Below are 17,588 nucleotides of genomic sequence, written 5' to 3'. Positions count from 1 at the left end.
TCTTTGGCAAGAATTGCTGGAGTCGCCTGAGTAAGTTGCTAGGTCCCTGTACCTCGGCGAGGGGACCTTGAGGATGAGCGACGCGCTGATCGCCCGGGTTGAGCGGTGGGCGAGGGAGATCCCGGACGCTCCCGCGTACACCTTCCTGGACTACTCCGCCGGACACGACGGGGTGAAGCACACGCTCTCCTGGGCGAAGGCGGATCTCAAGGCGCGGGCGCTGGCCGTACGGCTGCGCGAGGTGACGCTCCCCGGTGACCGGGCGGCGATCCTGGCGCCGCAGGGGCTGGAGTACGTGGTCGCGATGCTCGGGACCATGTACGCCCGGGTGGTCGCGGTGCCGCTGTTCGCACCCGACCTGCCCGGCCACGCCGACCGGCTGATCCGGGCCTACGCCGACGCCGACCCGGTCTGCGTGCTCACCACGACCTCCGCGCTGGACAGCGTCCACGCCTTCCTGGACGGCGGGTCCGCGCCCCGGCCCAAGCAGGTCATCACGCTGGACGCGGTCTCCGACCTGCTCGCCGACGAGTGGGAGCCCGAGCCGATCGGGCTCGGCGACCTGGCCTACCTGCAGTACACCTCCGGCTCGACCCGCGCCCCCGCGGGAGTGGAGATCAGCCACGCCAACTTCACCGCGAACGCCGAGCAGCTCTGGGAGGCCTTCCGGGCCACCCCCCGGGTGTCCACGGCGGCCCTGTGGCTGCCGCTCTTCCACGACATGGGCCTGATCGCCACGATCGCCGCGCCGATGGTGGGCGGAAACCAGGCGGTGTTCATGGACCCGGTCGCGTTCGTCATGCACCCGGTGCGGTGGCTGCGGATGCTCAGCGAGTACGACGACGTGTTCACCGGCGGCCCCAACTTCGCCTTCGAGTACACGGCCGGCCGGGTCACCGACGAGGAGAAGGCCACGCTCGACCTGTCCGGGGTCTCGGTCATGCTCAACGGCGCCGAGCCGCTGCGCGGCAGCACGATCGACCGGTTCTCCGAGACGTTCGCCGCGTGCGGGCTGCGGCCCGAGGCGCACACCCCCGGGTACGGCCTGGCGGAGGCGACGGTGTTCGTCACGGTGATGGACCGGGACCTGCCGGCCCGGGTGACCCTGTTCGACAGGGACGCGCTGACCGCCGGGCGGGCCGTGCCGTACACGGGTGAGGGACGGGTCAGCGACCTGGTCTCCTGCGGGGTGCCGACGGGCCAGCGGGTCGCCATCGTCTCGGAGTCCGGTACGGCGAAGCCGGACGGCGAGGTGGGCGAGATCTGGGTGCAGGGGCCGAACGTGGCGCGGGCCTACTGGCGGGACGAGGAGCGCAGCGCCGAGGTCTTCGGCAACGTGCTCGACGGCGCGGACGGCACCTGGCTGCGGACCGGGGACCTGGGCGTCGTCCACGAGGGCGAGCTCTACATCACCGGGCGGATCAAGGACCTGATCATCGTCGACGGGCGCAACCACTATCCACAGGATGTGGAGGTGACCGTGCAGGAGGCCGACCAGGCCGTCCGCCGGGACCACGTGGCGGCGTTCGCCCTGCCGGGGGAGGAGACCGAGCGGCTGGTCGTGGTGGCCGAGCGGTCCCGCAGGGCCGCCGGGCGCGACCTCGCCGAGGTCACGGCCAACATCCGCGCGGCTGTCGCGAAAAACCATGATCTGCGGCTGCATGACTTCGTGCTGACCGAGGCGGGAGTCGTGCCGCGCACGTCGAGCGGGAAGATCGCCCGCAGGGCGTGCGTACTGGCCTACCTGGACGGCGCGTTCGGCCCCCGGCCCGCCGGGCCCAGGGACGCCGGCGTCTGATGTTCGAGTCGTTCGGGCGGACCGTCTACCGGGCACGCTGGAGCGTGCTGGCGCTGGGGGCGGTGTTCGCGGTCGTCGCCGGATACTTCGGGCTGGGGCTGTTCGGGCGGATGACCGACGGCGGGTTCGACGACCCGGGCGCCGAGTCGACCTCGGCCGCCCAGTGGAGCCGGCAGTGGTTCGGCGGCAGCTCGCCCGACGTGGTGGTCCTCTACACCCACCCGACGTTCGAGGCGAATGACGAGCAGTTCAGGAAGGACGTGCACGCCGCGCTCCGCGACCTGCCCGCCGAGCACGTCACGGGGACGTCCACCTACTGGACGACCAAGGCCGCGGAGCTCGTCTCCGAGGACAGGCACTCCACCTACGCGCTGATCACCCTGCGCGGCGGGCAGCTGACGAAGCAGAGCGGCTACGAGCAGGTCAAGGACCGGCTCAGGACCGCGCCGGCCGGATACACGGTCAAGGTCGGCGGCCCGATCCCGCTGCTCAAGGACCTCAACACGCAGACCGGCGCCGACCTGCAGCAGGCCGAGGCCCTGTCGATGCCGGTGCTGCTCGTCCTGCTCGTGCTGGTCTTCGGCAGCCTGGTCGCCGCCGGGCTGCCGCTGGTCGTCGGGCTGCTGTCGGTGGTCGGCGCGCTCCTGCTGCTCCGGTTGCTGACCGAGGTGACCGACGTCTCGGTCTTCTCGCTGAACGTCGTGACGATGCTCGGCCTGGGCCTGGCCATCGACTACTCGCTGTTCGTGCTGAACGCCTTCCGAGAGGAGATCCGCCGGGGCTCGCCGGTGGAGACGGCCGTCGTGCGGACCATGGCGACGGCCGGCCGCACGGTCGCGTTCTCCGGGCTGACCGTGGCGACCTCGCTCAGCGGCCTGCTGCTGTTCCCGCAGATGTTCCTGCGCTCGATCGGCCTGGGCGCGGCGGCGGTGGTGCTGGTCGCGATGGCGGCCGCGCTGATCGTGCTGCCCGCGCTGCTGGCCGTGCTCGGGCCCCGGGTGGACGCGATCCGGCTCGCGCCGGACTTCGGCAGGCACAAGGGCGGCAGCGGGACCTGGCACGCCATCGCCTCCAGCGTGATGCGCCGCCCGGTGGTCTACCTCGCCGGGGTCGGCGTGGTGCTGTTCGCGCTGGCCGCGCCGTTCGTGCACGTGCGGTTCGGCAGCGTGGACCACCGGGTGCTGCCCGAGCGGTTCGAGAGCCGCCAGGTCGCCGAGGAGATCAACACGGGGTTCGCCAGGAACGCGATGTCGCCGATCGATGTCATCGTGCTCGTCGAGCGCGACCTCGTCGGGCCGATGACCGCGTCGGCGCCCGGCGCGCTCACCTCGGAGGTCGGGACGCGGCTCGGGCCCATCGGGGTCGGCAACTCGGGGATCACCCCGGTCACCGAGGTCGGCCCGCTGGACGTGAAGGCCTTCGTGGAGCGCCTGGAGGCACTCGACCACGTCACCGGGGTGGACGTCACCGGGATCTCGCAGAACAACGGTGCGGTACGGCTGGCGGTCCGCTACGACAAGGACCCGATGTCGGACGAGGCCCGCGCGCTGGTCGAGCGGATCCGCGACCTTTCCCTGGAGCGGAACTTCCAGGACGTGGTCGTCGGCGGCCCCACCGCCGCCCAGCTCGACCTGCAGGCCAGCCTGGAGTCCACCCTGCCGTGGACCGCGCTGGTGGTCTGCCTGATGACGGGCCTGCTGCTGTTCGCCGCGTTCGGCTCGATCCTGCTGCCGATCAAGGCGATCCTGATGAACGTCCTCTCCCTGGGCGCGTCCTTCGGCGTGATCGTCTGGGCCTTCCAGGACGGCAACCTGGCGGACGTCCTCGGCTTCACCCCGACCGGGAGCATCGAGGCGACCATCACCGTGCTGATCCTGGCGGTGGTGTTCGGCCTGTCGATGGACTACGAGCTGTTCCTGCTCAGCCGGGTCCGCGCCGAGTGGCTGAGAACCCGGGACAACACCGCCGCCGTGGCGGTCGGCCTGGAGCGGACCGGCGGGGTCATCACCAGCGCCGCCCTGCTGCTGCTCGTGGTCATCGCGGCGTTCTCCACCGCGGGGATCACCATCGTGAAGATGCTCGGCGTCGGCATGTTCGTGGCCATCGTGGTGGACGCGACGCTGGTCCGGGCGCTGCTGGTGCCCGCGACGATGCGCCTGATGGGCGACGCCAACTGGTGGCTGCCGGGCTTCCTGCGGGGGTTCCACCGGCGCATCGAGATCCGCGAGCACGACGTCCGCGACCACCGCCCCGCCGAGATCGCCCCCACCTACGTCACCGTGGAGCGCGAGGACGCCCCCGGCCGCCGCCGCACCACCCCGGCGCACCGCCTGGAGACCTCCCCGCCGGTGCCGCAGCTCGCCGCCCCCGGACCTCCGCCCCTCGCACCGGCCGTCTCGGCGCGTGTCATCAGGTCCACCCGCGACGGCTCCGACTGGCAGTGGGTCGAGGAGACCGTCCCCGACCCCGCCCCTCCCGCCCGCTCCGCGCCGCCTCCCGCACGCCCCGTCCCGCCTCGCGCGGACCCGGCCCCACCCCGCGCGACCCCCACCCCGCCTCCCTCCCGCCCGGCGCCCGGCGCGACCCCCACCCCGCCTCCCTCCCGCCCGGCGCCCGGCGCGACCCCCACCCCGCCTCCCTCCCGCCCGGCGCCCGGCGCGACCCCCACCTCGCCTTCCTCCCGCCCGGCGCCCGGCGCGACTCCCGTCCCACCTCCCTCCCACCACTCCCCTCCCCCTTCCCGCTCCGCCCCTCCCCGCGTGGACCCGGCTCCCCGTGTGGACCCGGCTCCATCTCGGACCGTCCCGCCGTCACCCGCTCCGGCGCCGGCTCCGCGTCCCCCGCGTCCTTCCCGGCCGGAACCCCGGCCCGCGCCGTCACGGGCGTCGGACTCCCGGCATCAGCAGCACCGGTCGAACCCTTACCCCCTTCCGGGGCTCGACCCCGAGCAGCCGCCACCCGTTCCGGCACCGCCCGCCGGGCCGTCGGAGCGCGAGCCCGCACGGGCACGCAAGGTCAAGAAGGTCATCAAGCCCAACCTGGACGGTCCGGGCTGGCACTGGGCCGAGGAACATGAAGACCCGTCCCCGCCTCAGCCCCTGCTGACCGTCGAGGACGCGGTGGGACCCGCCCGGCACTCCCCGGCGCGCCCCCCGGTCCCCGGCCGTCCCGTCCCCTCGCCCGCCCCGCCTCCGCGGGCCCGCCCGGAGCCCTCTCCCCCCGTCATCCGGGTACGGCTGGAGCCCGATCCCCGTCCGCGCCCCGAGCCTCCCCCCGTCATCCGGGTACGGCCCGAGCCCGCTTCTCCGCTCCGCCCCGAGCCGACTTCTCCGCTCCGCCCCGAGCCGGCTTCTCCACCTCGCCCCGAGCAGCTGCCGCCCGCGCCCCGGGTACGGCCCGAGCTTCCCGCTCCACCGTCCGCGCCCCGGGTGCGGCCGGAGTTGCCGCCTCCCGCCCCGGCCGCCGCGACGCCGGGTCCCACGCCGGGTCCCACGCCGGGTCCCACGGCGGAGACCGGGGACGCCCGCCGCACATGGAGCGCGCCGCCGGTCAGCAGCCATCTGATCGACCAGTTGGAGCCGCTCATCCGGCACGACAACAGGCCGGTCCCGCCGATCGCGGAACCGCCGGCACCCCGCCCGGAGCCACGCCCGGAGCCGCGTCCAGAGTCCCCTCCGGAGTCGCGCTCGGCGCCCTGCCCGGCGCCCCGCCCGGAGCCACGCCCGGAGTCCCGTCCGGAGACGGAGGACGGGACACGGGCGGGTGCGTCCGGCCAGGTCGCGCGGGAGCGGCGGGCCGTACAGGAGCGAGCGGGACAGGAGGGGCAGGGAGCCGGCGGCTGGGTCGCGGTGGGGACCCGCACCACGCGGGTCGTACGGCCCAGACAGGACGGATCCGGCTGGGAGTGGACGGAGGTGCCGGAGTGAGCGATCTCGCCGCGCGGCCCGACGGCACCGCGGCCCGGCCCCGGCCCACCCGGCGCGGCCTGCTGCTGCTGGTCGTCGGCCTGGCCGGGTTCGTGACCACGCTGGACAACACGGTCGTCACGGTCGCCCTGCCCACCTTGCAGACCGAGCTGGGCGCGTCCCTGGCGGCGCTCGAATGGGTCGTCACCGGCTACGTCCTCACCTTCGCGGGCTTCATGCTCGCCGGAGGCCGCCTGGCCGACGTCTACGGCCGCCGCAGGGTCCTCGTCGCCGGGCTCGCGGTCTTCACGGCGGCGTCCCTCGCCGCCGGGCTGGCCACCTCGGCGGGCGTGCTCGTCGCCGCCCGGCTGGTCCAGGGCTGCGGTGCGGCGTTGATCCTGCCCGCGATGCTGGCGGTGGTCTCGGTGGGCAACGACGACCGGCAGCGGTCGACCGGCGTCGCGGTCTGGATGGCCTCGGGGGCGGGCGCGCTCGCCCTGGGACCGGTCGTCGGCGGCTACCTGACCCAGCACTTCCACTGGAGCTGGGTCTTCCTGCTCAACGTCCCCCTCGGCGTTCTCGTCATCGCGCTCGCGGCCGTCGCGGTCCCCGAGTCGCGCGACGCGAGCGCCGCCCGCGTGGACGTCCCGGGGGTCGCGACGTCGGTCGTCGTGCTGTCGGCGGGCACGTTCGCGCTGACCTTCGGGGCCGAGCTGGGGTGGACGTCGCCGGTGATCGTGGCCTCGGGGGCGGTCGGCGTGGTCGCGGCCGCCGTCTTCGTGGCCGTCGAGAGGTTCGGCGCGGACCCGATGGTGGACCTCGCGCTGTTCCGGGCGCGGGCGTTCACCGGCGGGGTGATCGCCCAGGTGCTCTGGGGGCTCGGCGTCAACGGGGTGTTCTTCTTCACGGCGCTGTTCCTGCAGGGCGTCCTCGGCTTCAGCCCGACCATGTCCGGTCTGGCGTTCGTGCCGCTGGCGCTGCTCGTCGTCGCGGTCACGCCGCTGGTGCCGTACGTCGAGCGCCGGCTCGGCGCGGGGCGCACGGTCGCGCTGGGGCTCCTCCTCGTCGCCGGGGGCATGGCCGCCGTCGGGTTCCTGCGCCCCGGCGACGGCTGGGCCGACCTGCTGCCCGCCGTGTGCGTGATCGGGGTCGGCTCGGCACTGACCATGCCGCTCGGCTCGGCGGTGCTGGGGGCCGTTCCGGAGTCCAGGGCGGGAGTGGCGGGGGGAGTGTTCAGCGTGGCGCGCGAGATGTCCGGGCTGTTCGGCATCGCGGTCGTCGGAGTGATCGTCGGCAGCTCCGCGAGCTTCACCGCCGGCTACGCGGCCGGCCTGCTCACCGCCGCCGCCCTGGTCGTCGTGGGGGCCGCGGTGAGCCTGGTGACGCTCCGGTGAGGATCGCGGTCCTGGCGTTCGGGTCGCGGGGGGACACCCAGCCCTGCGTGGCGCTCGGTGCGGGGCTCGCCGCGAGGGGGCACCGGGTCACGGTCGTCGCCGCCGCCCGGTACGGCGGGCTGGTCGAGGAGGCCGGGCTCGGACTCGCCCCCGTGAGCGTCGACCCCCTGAGGATCGTGGAGTCCGAGGAGGGGCAGGCGTGGCTGCGCAGCGGCCCCGCCGGGTTCGCCCGGGGGTTCCGCAGGATCGTGGAGCCGCTCGCCGAGCGGCTGGTCACCGAGGTGGACGCGGCCTGCGCGGGCGCGGACCTGGTGCTCTCGCCCGCGCTGGGCGGCTTCGGCCACCACCTCTCCGAGCGGTACGGCATGCCGTACGCGCTGCTCCACTTCCAGCCCAGCGAGCCCACCGGGGCCTTTCCCAACCCGCTGGTCCCGTTGCGGACCCTCGGCAGGGCGGGCAACCGGGCCAGTTACGCGCTGGTGGAGGGGCTGAGCTGGCTGCTGCTGGGCCGCATGGTGAACCGGCTGCGGAGCAGGGTGTTCACGCTGGGGCCCATGCGGGGGAGCCCCTTCCGCCAGGCGCGTGCCGGCCGGGTGCCGGTGCTGTGCGGGGTGAGCCCCTCGGTCGTCGCGCGCCCGGCGGACTGGCCCGACTACGTGCACCTGACCGGGTTCTGGCCGCTGGAGCGCGCCTGGGCTCCCGGGCCCGAGCTGGAGGCGTTCCTCGGCGCCGGGCCGCCACCGGTCTACGTGGGGTTCGGCAGCATGGTCCCCGCCGACCCGGACGCGATGGCCGCGACGGTGGTGGCGGCGCTGCGCCGGGCCGGGGTCCGGGGAGTTCTGCAGGGCATGCCGTACGGCGGGGCGGAGGACATGTTCGCGGTCGGCGACGCCGACCACGGATGGCTTTTCCCGCGGGTGGCCGCGGTGGTGCATCACGGGGGCGCCGGGACGACGGGAAGCGGGCTGCGGGCGGGGGTCCCGGGGGTGGTCTGCCCCTTCTTCTCCGACCAGCCGTTCTGGGGCGCCCGGGTGGCCCTGCTGGGCGCGGGGCCCGCGCCGCTGCCGGTGCGGAAGGTCACCGCGGAGACGCTGGCCGGGAGAGTGGCGCGCGCCGTACGGGACGGGCGGATCAGGACGGCGGCGGCCCGGCTGGGGGAGCGGATGCGCGCCGAGGACGGGGTGACGCGCGCGTGCGAGGCGCTGGGGCTCTGAGAGGGCGTTCGTTCTGCGAGCTTCCGTGCACAGGGTCGCGTTGACGATCTCTCGCCTGTCGAACCGGTCCGTCGGCCGGTGTCCGGCCGGAGGACCCGCGGCGATGTCGGAGACCGGGTTCACCGCGACTCCGGGAACCGCGGGCCTTCTGCCTGGGGGACGCTGTCGAAGGTCGCCGGATCCAGGAGGTCACTGCACGGCGGCCAGGGTGAATGATCCGATGGCCAGTGCCAGGTAGCCTCCGGGAAAGACGATGTTGTGAAAGACGCGGGCCCGAACGTGGGCCACGACAGCGCCGACGAAGAAGAGCACGAGCCCGGCAGCGGCGGCGAGACCGACGAGCGGCACGCCCAGAAGTCCCAGCAGGAGCCCGACGGCGCCCGCGGCTTTCAGCCATCCGAGCAGGGGGATCCAGGACGGGGACAGGCCCACCTCTGCCGAGTTGGCCAGGACGAACCCCGCTCCGGTGAAGTCGGCGAGGACGATCCCCGCAGTGGCCACGATCGTGACGACCGTGACCATGACGTAGGCGGCGAACATTCCGTCTGACCTCCGTTCAGCCGCGCATGCGGTAGTCGCCCAGAACGTCGAAAGGCTGGGGCGCCGGGGCCGGCCCCACCGCCCACCTGGCCACGGTCGCCTGGAGCCGGCGCGCCTCGGCGAGGCCGGGCAGCGGATTCTCCACGCCGTCGGCGAGCTCCAGCAGAGCGACGAACTCGGTGCCGCCGGCCCTGCGCAGGTAGGCATACCGGATGCCGTCCGGCCGCTGTGCGTCCACGGCGGCGAAGGCCTTCTCGATCGCCTCGACAACCTCGGCGACGCCCTCGTCCGCCACCTGGTACGAGATCATGAAGACAGACACGGCTACTCCCGGAAATAAACAGTGCGGGGGACTGGCGAGCCCGTTGCTCGCTCACGGCATCAAGCCTCTCCGAGGGCCCAGCTTGGCGTCCAATACCTGCATCCATAACCTGACGGCATGGATGTCGACACGCGGCTGTTGCGGTACTTCGCCGTCGTGGCGGAGGAGGGGAACCTGACTCGCGCCGCGGAACGGCTCTTCGTGTCGCAACCGGCGCTCACCAAACAGATCAAGCAACTCGAAAACATGCTCAGCGTGCGGCTGTTCACCCGATCGCGGGCCGGCATGGCTCTCACCGAGCCGGGCCGGATCCTCGCCGAGCAGGTACCCGCCCTGCTGGAGGGCTGGGGCCGGATCCTGCGGGAGACCAAGAACGCGGCCGGCCGGACAGAGCGCGTGTTGCGGATCGGCTACCTGGCCAGCGCCGCCAACGAGGCCACCCAGCACATCATCGCGGAGTTCGCCCGGCTCCGGCCGGACTGGCGAGCGGAGATGCGGCAGGCCACCTGGTCCACCCCGGCCGCCGGACTCGCCTCGGGAGACATCGATGTCGCTCTTGTACGGCTGCCCTTCCCCGGACAGGACGACCTGCGGGTGGAAGTGCTGTTCGCCGAGCCCCGCTGGGTCGCGCTCCCCACGGCGCACCCGCTTGCCACGCGTGAGGTGATCTCCTTCCCCGACCTGTGGGACGAGCCGTTCGTGGCGGCCCCTGCCGCGACGGGGCGCTGGCGGGACTTCTGGCTGGCGACCGACGAACGGGATGGCCATCCCGTCCGTATCGGCGCGGTCGTCGAGCAGCCTGACGACTGGCTCAGCGCGATCGCCAACGGCTACGGCATCGCGCTGGCCCCCCGATCCGCTGCCCGCTTCTACGCCCGCCCCGGCGTCACCTACCGGCCCGTCAACGGCGTCAGCTCCAGCCAGGTCGGCGTGGCCTGGGCACCCGCCGACGACGCCGATCCCGTCATCGGAGACTTCGTCCGCTGCTGCTTGAGCAGCCGGTCGCCGCATGTCGGCGAAAGCGATCATTACGAGGATCGACAGGAGCGGGGGCGAGGCGGTGCCTGATCATCGGCTCGCCGACGACAAGGCCTGAACGGCTCCACCCGAACCAGTCCGCACCGACATGTCGCGGTGCCGGTCAGCGCGTGCCCGTTCCGCCGACTTCACCTAGAAGGGACAGCAGACGCCCGATGGCAGGATGGTCCGCGTTTTCGTATCGAAATACTCCGAATCGTCGGTCCCGACGCGTTCCTGGGGGGCGAGCACCCGGTGCTGTTCGAGTTCGATCCCGGCAAGGCCCGTGCGATCGCGCGTGAGCACCTGTACCCCTACCTGGCCACGCCGTACAACATCGCGAAGTTCCGCCGGCCGGGCTACTCGGAGGAGGAGATCGCGGGCGGCGGTGGTGACCGGCTGGTCGACGTCTTCGCGTGGTGTACTGGCCTGCCACGATGCTCGGGGCGGCTGCGATGGTGATCAGCGGGTTCCACGTCGCGATGGTGCTGCCGGTGCCGCCCGAATGGCTGTAGGCGGTGCGCGAGGCGCTCAAGGCCTGTCCCGTCGCGGGAGGTGGTGCGGCACAACCGGTCTGGCCGGCGGTGAAGGTGCCGTTGCCGCTCGCACCGCTGCCTCAAGGTGTCATCGCCATCATGACAAGGCAGTGCCTCGTCATGATCGCAAGAGGGTCGCTGAGTAACTAGACGATGGTTGGCGGCGGGCCCATGTCCGCGTGGTGGGTGAAGCCGTGATCCATGTCAAAGCTGGTGCCCGCCCCAGCATGATCGAGGCCGAGTGCGAGAGCCGTCTCCGGAAGATCGCTGGAGTTCTGGCCGCCGAAGTCCGTGCCCGGCAGGTGGCCGTGTGACGTGCCGGCACCGCCGAAATGGGGTCCGCCGAAGTCCGTGCCCGGCAGCAATCCTGTCGAAGCCCCATTCGATGCGCCCGCGCCGTCGGTGTCCCCGGGCTGGAGGTCTTCGCGATGCTCGGTCGAGAGCGTCGGCTTGTGCGGGAGTGTGGTGCTGGAACCCGGCTGATCAGCCTTTGGCGGGTCCGGAAAGCCGGTCGCCTGTGGCGGATCCGGGACGATTCTGTATTGATCGTTGACCTCGTCCAACGGGCTTTGCGCGATTCCTGGCCGAGTCGCCGCATCGGCAGGTGCGCCGCCGTCCAGCCCGGGTTGCGCGTGGTGCGGATTGATGGCCTGCCACTCCCTATGAGTGCCCGCGTCGACGGAGACCGGCTGCGTTGGGGTGGCCGCGTCGACGGACACCTGGGTCGCCTGGGTGTGCGGAGGGACAGGCCCGGAGGGGTGTTCGGGTCCGTGCGGGGTCCCGATTTCAGTTGCCGTGTGCGGCGCCTTGGGCTGTTCCCCTGCTGCCTTGTGGAAGTCGTTGGCAGCCGGATATTCCGCCGCGGTGAAGGGTGAGGAGTGATGCCCGGCCGATTGGTGCAAGGTCGCGGTTTCCGACGCGGTGGGCGGTGCCTGCTCCTGCCCCAGCGGCATCTTGCCGGGATGGTCGGCGGGCTGGAGTTCGGTTTCCGGGTGCTTGTCAGGGCCCGAAGCCATCGTCGCTACTCCGTTCTTGTCTGAGGCAGGAGGCTGGACGTCATGTCCACGGTCCTCGGATCGGCAGGCGTTCGGCGGGGATGCGGGATTCGAGGTAGTGGCCGATCCCTTTGACCCGCGCTGGCGTGCCGACACCGGACATTTCGATATAGGTAACGGATGACGCCCCGTTGTCGTTGTAGCGAATCCCCAGCGATGCGGTGTGGGTGAAGTAGGTGCCGAGGGTACGCAAATAGCTGGGCGACTCAACAATCTGGTAATACCAGATGAATTGGACAGTGCGCCTGATAAGCCCTCTTCTTACCTCGACGCCGTATTCGTAGACGTCTGACCCGTTGATCCGGGAGTTCAGCAAAACGGCCGGAATCCCGAGGATGAGGATGATCAGGAGGGCCGTCGTGCCGGCGGCGAGGATCAAGGAGTCTGCCGCCGGCCAGTTCAAGTCGATTCTGCCGTTGTCGAAGACGCGCAGGGGCGAGCCGAGGAAGCCGGTCACGATCCCGGCCGCTCCAGCAAACAAGATCAGCGCTGCCGCCACCTTCGGTACTGCAAAGAAGACGCTGGCGAGTAGGACGAGGAGCGGACCGGAGACGCCGCCCGCGTACGCAATCACCAGGGGGATCGCGGCCACGGTGGCGAGGAGTGCCTTGCCCAGCATGGCGGGGGCGAGGTATCTGGCCTGAAGGCGGAGTCCGGCGATCAATCGGCCGCGGTCGATGGCGCGACGGTCGTCCACCCGTGCGCGCAGCGGCGGCGGGACTTCCTCGCCGGAAGGGAAAGCGTTGGCCGGGTTCGCTGAGCCGTCGGGAGTTGCGCCTGAAGGCGACTGCTCACACTGGCGCAGTCTCGTGCGCGCATCTGAATACTCGGCGATCTCCAGGACGCGCCGGTAGGCGGCGGCGGCTCCCGCCGGGTCGGCGGCGGCCTGCAGGATGCGCCCCAGACGGTAGGCCGCCTCGTAATGCTCGGGCACGGCGTCCAGAACGCGACGCAGGTGGGGAACGGCCTCGGCGGCGCGTCCAAGATCGGTGAGGCACACGACGAGCGCGTAACGCGCGGCGGCATGGTCAGGGTCGCGCCGGAGAATGCCTTCCAGGAGCGTCAGCGCGTCTTGGGACAATCCCTGGCGCCGTAATTCGCTCGCCTGTTCATAGACTATTCGGACATCCTGTTCGGGCTCTTGTGATGGCCCCGATAAAGAGTCCGTGTCCGCTGTATCTCCTTCTCGCACGCCTCATTTTCGACCCGCATAGCTCGCTTTTCAAGGCGATGATGCCAAACAGTGACCGGTGGAATACGCCGGGTGGCTTATCGACATATTTCACCTCCCCTGACCGAACGGGTCGTGTGCCCGCTGGTCAAGCGGCCGGAGCCCCGTGCCGTCTTCGGCGACCTGGTCCGGGCCTTCCTCGGCGAGGTGCCGCGCAGGAACTCCTGGCAGCTGTCCGACCCCATCGGCCATCCGAACGCCAACCGGTTCGAGCACCTGCTCGCCCGCGCGAAACGGTAGGAGTTCCGGGCCGAGCAGCCGAGCGCCGCGCGATCCGCGAGCGCCTGAACAGGTGCCCCCGCCCCGATCGGCCTCCCGAATCTTCTGCCGAGCTCCGTGCACCACACCTGTTGCACCCGCTATCGCCGTCCCGACCCTGCCCCAGAGTGTCGGCCCCTGATCCGTGGCCGGTGCGCCGCCCGCCTCACGGTGCCGGAGATGGACATGATGTGGCCGGAGTCTGACGGTTTCCTGTCAGGGGCTGTTGGGCGAATGGTGATCTCTGTAGAGTGCAAGGCAATCGTTTTGGCTGGCTTTACCGGGGAGTTTCAGGACATGCGATTCACTCTGCGGCGGGCCCTCGCCGTCGGCGCCATGCTCACGGTCCTCGGTGTCGTGACCCCCGCGGTCGCCGCCTACTCGCAGGACGACCCCCGTAGCTGCAACGACCTGATGGGGGCCGACACCCCGGCGTACGTCGTGTGCCACTGGCTGGCCAAGCCGGAGGAGGCCCTGGGCGTCGCGATGTTCTGGTTGAGCGACGACGGGGCCAACCTCAAGGGCGCCAGCCCGTCGGACGGGCAGTTCATCGACTGCTCCGCCCCCGGCAGCTCCTGCCCGGCGCTGGAGGGCGAGGAGATCGGCGGCGACGAGAACTCCCCGTACCCCGAGGGCGCCGAGGACGGCGGAGCCCCCGAGTGCGAAGCCGGCCAGCAGTGTTCGGTCGACGGGACCGGGGAAGGCGGCGACGGCACGCCGCGCCGGTCCGAGCTGAGCGGCTCGGCCACCCCCTCCGCCTCGCCCACCACGACGACGGCCACGCAGAACTTCACCACGTCCGCCCAGGACGTGACCGCGGCGGCGCAGACCCCCGCCGGCCAGGCGGTCACCGCGGCCAAGGCCGCCGGGGTCCGGGTCTGGCTCGACACCGAGCTGGCCGACGACTGGAAGGCGGGCGCCGAGGGCTTCGCTGCGGCCGTCAAGCGGATCGGCGCGCTGGCCGCGCGGCCGGAGGTGGCCGGGATCCGTTTCACCTCGCAGCTCGGCTACAACACGACGTTCAAGACGGACGAGGAGGTCACCGCCTTCGTCACGGCCGCCTCGGCGGCGCTGCGCCAGGCGGCCCCCGGAAAGCGGCTGGGCGCGCACACGGTGGTGCCCGAGCTCGCCTGCGGCGCGGAGGAGGCCTGCAAGACCGAGATGCGCAAGCGCTACCCGCTGGTCGTCCCGGAGAAGGTCGAGTCCCTGCTGAGCGCGGGCCGCGTCGACCAGCTCTCCCTGGACACCGGCCTGCTGTACGGCGGCTACGAGACCTGGAAGATCAACGCCGAGAAGGCCCAGCGCAACCAGTGGATCCAGGTCCGCGCCCGCTCCTGGGACGTCCTGGCCCAGGTGGCCGCCGAGGAGACCGGCCTGGTCGGCCAGGTGACCCCCGAGCAGGTCGCCACCCGCGCCTCCACCCCCGTCATGGACGGCGCCGCCCAGCAGGTGAACCTCTGGACCCGCGTCCAGGACGCCCAGGGCACGGTGAAGCGGCTGACCGCCTGGGACGAGCTGAAGAAGCTCAACCCGATCAAGCGCCGCCTGGCCGCCGTCTACAACCCGACCACCCCCGAGGTGGACGTGGCCGCCGACCTCAAGAAGATCGCCGAGAACTTCAGCCAGGTCTACCTCACCACCGCCTGACCCGGCCCCCGGTCCCGAGATGAGAGGCCCGCACCCTGGAATGCGCCTCGCCGGGTGCGGGCCTCGGCCGTGTGAGCCCTGGCCGTGAGCTGGGGTCGCAGGGCCCGCGGCTGTGAGCCGGGGTCGTAGGGTCCGCGGCCGTGCGCTGCGACTGTGCGGGCCCCGGCCGGGTGAGCTCCGGCCGTGGGCTCCGTGGCCATGTGATTTGCATGGCGAAATTCATGTATATCGCTATGCATCGGCACTGCGCGCTGTTTATTCGGATGGCCGGAGCCGCCTGTCCGCCCCCAATGTTCCCACTGGGGCATATAGGCGCGCCTGAATCCCAACGTAGGCAATCCGGCCTCCGGTGATCTCGGCCGTACCGTGATAACGCCGGGGACCGGCTAAAAGCACGTCAATATTGGCCCGAGTCCGCCTCCGTCCCGGATTCCGCCGGTGCCGAGATTTACCCTGGGAGAGTTTCAGCGTCTGTCGCGACGACCTCCCGCGGTCGGCCATGTCAGGAAAGTGATCGAGCCGGATGGACTCAGAGAGAAGGCGTTCCTAAGTGCGCGCGAATTCACCGAAGGTGCTTGTCGTCGGAGCCGGCGTGAGTGGATTGACGACTGCGCTCTGTCTGGCCAGAGAGGGATTCCGCGTCACCGTGGTCGCGGAGAAATTCGCGCCCGAGATCGTCTCGGTCGTCGCGGGCGCGCTGTGGGAGTGGCCGCCCGCGGTGTGCGGCTACCACCACGACCAGATCTCACTCGCCCGCTCCAAGAACTGGTGCGTCACCTCCTACAGGATGTTCGACGAGCTGGCCAGGGCCAAGGTCCCCGGCGTGGCCATGCGGAGGTCGAACTTCTACTTCGGCCATCCCGTCGAGGAGAGCCCGCACGACCTGCACAAGATGCAGGAGCTCGCGGGGAAGGTGCGCGGTTTCGTCCGGGACCGGTCGCTCGCCGAACGCAACGGCGTCAGCCCCGACTACGGGGTGGTCGACGCGTACTCCCACATGGCACCCATGATCGACACCGATCGGTACATGGTGTGGCTGATGCGGCAGGTCAAAATCCACGGGGTGCGGGTCAAGCGGTACCGGATCGAGGGGCTGCTCGCCGATCGGAGGGCGGAGCTGCTGGACCGCTTCGACGCCGAGGCGATCGTCTGCTGCGCGGGCCTCGGCACCGCCCAGCTCCGCGGCATCGGCATGTATCCCCTGCGCGGCGCGCTGGTGCGGGTCCGCAACGGCGGGGTCCGCGGGCCCCGGATCGACGAGGCCCACTGCGTCTCCCACGTCGAGGGCAGGGACGAGCAGGACATCGTCTTCATCGTGCCGCGCAACCAGAGGCTCCTCGTGCTCGGCGGGCTGGCGGAAAAGGACGAGTGGAGCACGGACATCAATCTGGAGAACCACGGGCCCGTACGGGAGATGTATGAGCGCTGCCTGGCGTTCATGCCCGCACTGCGAAACGCTGAATTGGACCCCGATGAGCCGGTCCGGGTGGGGTTGCGGCCATTCAGGAATGAGAACGTCTGCCTGGAATGGGATGACGAAAGTCAGATCATCTACAATTTCGCGCACGGCGGGGCTGGATTCAGCTTCTCCTGGGGCTGCGCACAGGAGGCCGTCGGCCTGGTGCGTTCAGCCGTGGAGGACCGCAAGTACTCCCACTCCTTCTGATGATTTCTCCCGATAGTGGATGGACGTGACCATGAGAAGAAATTTCCGGTGTTTCCTGATGGTGAACGCGGCCCTCATGCTGACCGCGTGCACGCCCTTCGATATCGCATATACCGGTATCGCGTCGCAGCGCCATTCCGGACACCCGGCGCCGCATCCCGGTGACGCCCCGCATCCCGGCGGCGCCCCCCGTCCGGGTGACACCTCGCATTCCGGACGCGTATCCGGTTCCGGGGGCGTTCCCGCGCGACCGCAGTTCCCCACCCTTCACCCCGGCGACGAGGGAGCCCTGGTGGAGAAGGTCCAGAGCCGTCTCGACCGGCTCGGATTCAAGGCGGGCCCTCCCGGCTCCGAGTACGGCCCCGCTCTGCGCATGGCCGTATGGGCCTTCCAGAAGGCGAACGGCCTGCCCGCCGTCGACCGGGTCGACCCGCCGACCTGGCAGGCGCTCTCCCACCCGGAGCGCGTCAGGCCGCTGGTGCCCTCCGGCGGGTCCGTGAGGGTGGAGATCGACCTGCGCCGCCAGCTGCTCACGGCGTGGAAGGACGGCAAGCCCGCGCTGATCTCCCACATCTCGACCGGTACCGGCAAGCCCTACTGCAAGAACGGCCACTGCGGGGTCGCGGTCACCCCCACCGGCGACTTCCGCGCCTGGTGGCGGACCGCCGGATGGACCACCGGCCCCCTGGGCGAACAGTTCTACACCGTGTACTTCAACGGCGGCATCGGCTTCCACGGCTCCGAGCGGGTCCCGAGGCATCCCGCGTCCCACGGATGCATCCGCGTCCCGCTCCACAACGCCCGGCCCCTTTTCGACATGATCCAGACAGGGCACCAGGTCTACGTCCGCCGGCCCGCGTAGGACGCGGGCCGACCGGGAGCGGGACCGGCCGAGAGCCGGGTCGGCCGGGAGCCGGGCCGGTCGGGAGCAGGACCGGCCGGTGACGGAGCCGGCCGGGAGCCGGGCCGGGACGGGTGGGCCCGGGACGGGGTGTGGCCCGGTGC

General features: G+C 71.4%; 13 protein-coding genes and 1 pseudogene. 10 read left to right on the top strand and 4 right to left on the bottom strand.

The window, feature by feature from the left end:
• The first annotated feature begins 73 nt into the window (after window positions 1–73).
• The 4 genes from SROS_RS42630 to SROS_RS42615 are packed head-to-tail and all read left to right on the top strand — an operon-like array spanning window position 74 to window position 8,311.
• The gene (locus SROS_RS42630; RefSeq protein ID WP_012895190.1) at window positions 74–1,798 is read left to right on the top strand and encodes a fatty acyl-AMP ligase; all 1,725 of its coding nucleotides are present in this window, start codon (window positions 74–76) and stop codon (window positions 1,796–1,798) included.
• Window positions 1,798–5,724 (top strand): MMPL family transporter, encoded by a 3,927-nt coding sequence (locus SROS_RS51860; RefSeq protein ID WP_012895189.1) that lies wholly within the window; start codon window positions 1,798–1,800, stop codon window positions 5,722–5,724. The genes SROS_RS42630 and SROS_RS51860 overlap by 1 nt, the downstream gene beginning before the upstream one ends.
• Window positions 5,721–7,097 (top strand): MFS transporter, encoded by a 1,377-nt coding sequence (locus tag SROS_RS42620; protein ID WP_012895188.1) that lies wholly within the window; start codon window positions 5,721–5,723, stop codon window positions 7,095–7,097. The genes SROS_RS51860 and SROS_RS42620 overlap by 4 nt, the downstream gene beginning before the upstream one ends.
• On the top strand, window positions 7,094–8,311 hold the full coding sequence (locus SROS_RS42615; protein WP_012895187.1) for a glycosyltransferase: 1,218 nt from the start codon (window positions 7,094–7,096) through the stop codon (window positions 8,309–8,311). The genes SROS_RS42620 and SROS_RS42615 overlap by 4 nt, the downstream gene beginning before the upstream one ends.
• A gap of 189 nt (window positions 8,312–8,500) precedes the next feature.
• Here the strand turns inward: SROS_RS42615 and SROS_RS42610 are convergent, their stop codons facing one another.
• A complete protein-coding gene (locus SROS_RS42610) occupies window positions 8,501–8,851 on the bottom strand; it encodes a DoxX family protein (protein ID WP_012895186.1) in 351 nt (116 codons plus the stop codon).
• Between the two features lie 16 nt (window positions 8,852–8,867).
• A complete protein-coding gene (locus SROS_RS42605) occupies window positions 8,868–9,173 on the bottom strand; it encodes a hypothetical protein (protein WP_012895185.1) in 306 nt (101 codons plus the stop codon).
• Window positions 9,174–9,290: 117 nt separating this feature from the next.
• On the opposite strand from SROS_RS42605, the gene SROS_RS42600 reads away from it, so the two are divergent.
• Window positions 9,291–10,241, top strand: coding sequence for a LysR family transcriptional regulator (locus SROS_RS42600; RefSeq protein ID WP_012895184.1), 951 nt, complete (start codon window positions 9,291–9,293; stop codon window positions 10,239–10,241).
• Between the two features lie 204 nt (window positions 10,242–10,445).
• Window positions 10,446–10,652 carry a hypothetical protein gene (locus SROS_RS42595; protein ID WP_043654115.1) on the top strand — a complete coding sequence of 69 codons (207 nt, stop codon included), beginning with the start codon at window positions 10,446–10,448 and terminating at the stop codon, window positions 10,650–10,652.
• 220 nt (window positions 10,653–10,872) lie between these two features.
• On the opposite strand, the gene SROS_RS50500 is transcribed toward SROS_RS42595, so the two are convergent.
• Complete coding sequence (locus SROS_RS50500) at window positions 10,873–11,742, bottom strand: hypothetical protein (protein WP_012895183.1); 870 nt, start codon at window positions 11,740–11,742, stop codon at window positions 10,873–10,875.
• Window positions 11,743–11,782: 40 nt separating this feature from the next.
• Entirely contained in the window at window positions 11,783–12,973 is a 1,191-nt protein-coding gene (locus SROS_RS48420; protein WP_081453354.1) for a tetratricopeptide repeat protein, read from the bottom strand.
• A gap of 51 nt (window positions 12,974–13,024) precedes the next feature.
• On the opposite strand from SROS_RS48420, the pseudogene SROS_RS50495 reads away from it, so the two are divergent.
• The 4 genes and pseudogenes from SROS_RS50495 to SROS_RS42570 all read left to right on the top strand — a co-directional run.
• Window positions 13,025–13,246: pseudogene (locus tag SROS_RS50495) on the top strand (hypothetical protein); the annotation flags it as partial.
• A gap of 321 nt (window positions 13,247–13,567) precedes the next feature.
• On the top strand, window positions 13,568–14,917 hold the full coding sequence (locus SROS_RS42580) for a hypothetical protein (protein ID WP_012895180.1): 1,350 nt from the start codon (window positions 13,568–13,570) through the stop codon (window positions 14,915–14,917).
• A gap of 550 nt (window positions 14,918–15,467) precedes the next feature.
• Entirely contained in the window at window positions 15,468–16,583 is a 1,116-nt protein-coding gene (locus tag SROS_RS42575) for an FAD-dependent oxidoreductase (RefSeq protein WP_012895179.1), read from the top strand.
• A gap of 292 nt (window positions 16,584–16,875) precedes the next feature.
• The gene (locus SROS_RS42570; RefSeq protein ID WP_052317156.1) at window positions 16,876–17,445 is read left to right on the top strand and encodes a L,D-transpeptidase family protein; all 570 of its coding nucleotides are present in this window, start codon (window positions 16,876–16,878) and stop codon (window positions 17,443–17,445) included.
• Window positions 17,446–17,588: the final 143 nt, after the last annotated feature.

Origin of the sequence: Streptosporangium roseum DSM 43021 (assembly GCF_000024865.1) — a bacterium.
In the GTDB taxonomy this organism is placed as follows: domain Bacteria; phylum Actinomycetota; class Actinomycetes; order Streptosporangiales; family Streptosporangiaceae; genus Streptosporangium; species Streptosporangium roseum.
This window is presented reverse-complemented; position numbering and strand designations above follow the sequence as displayed.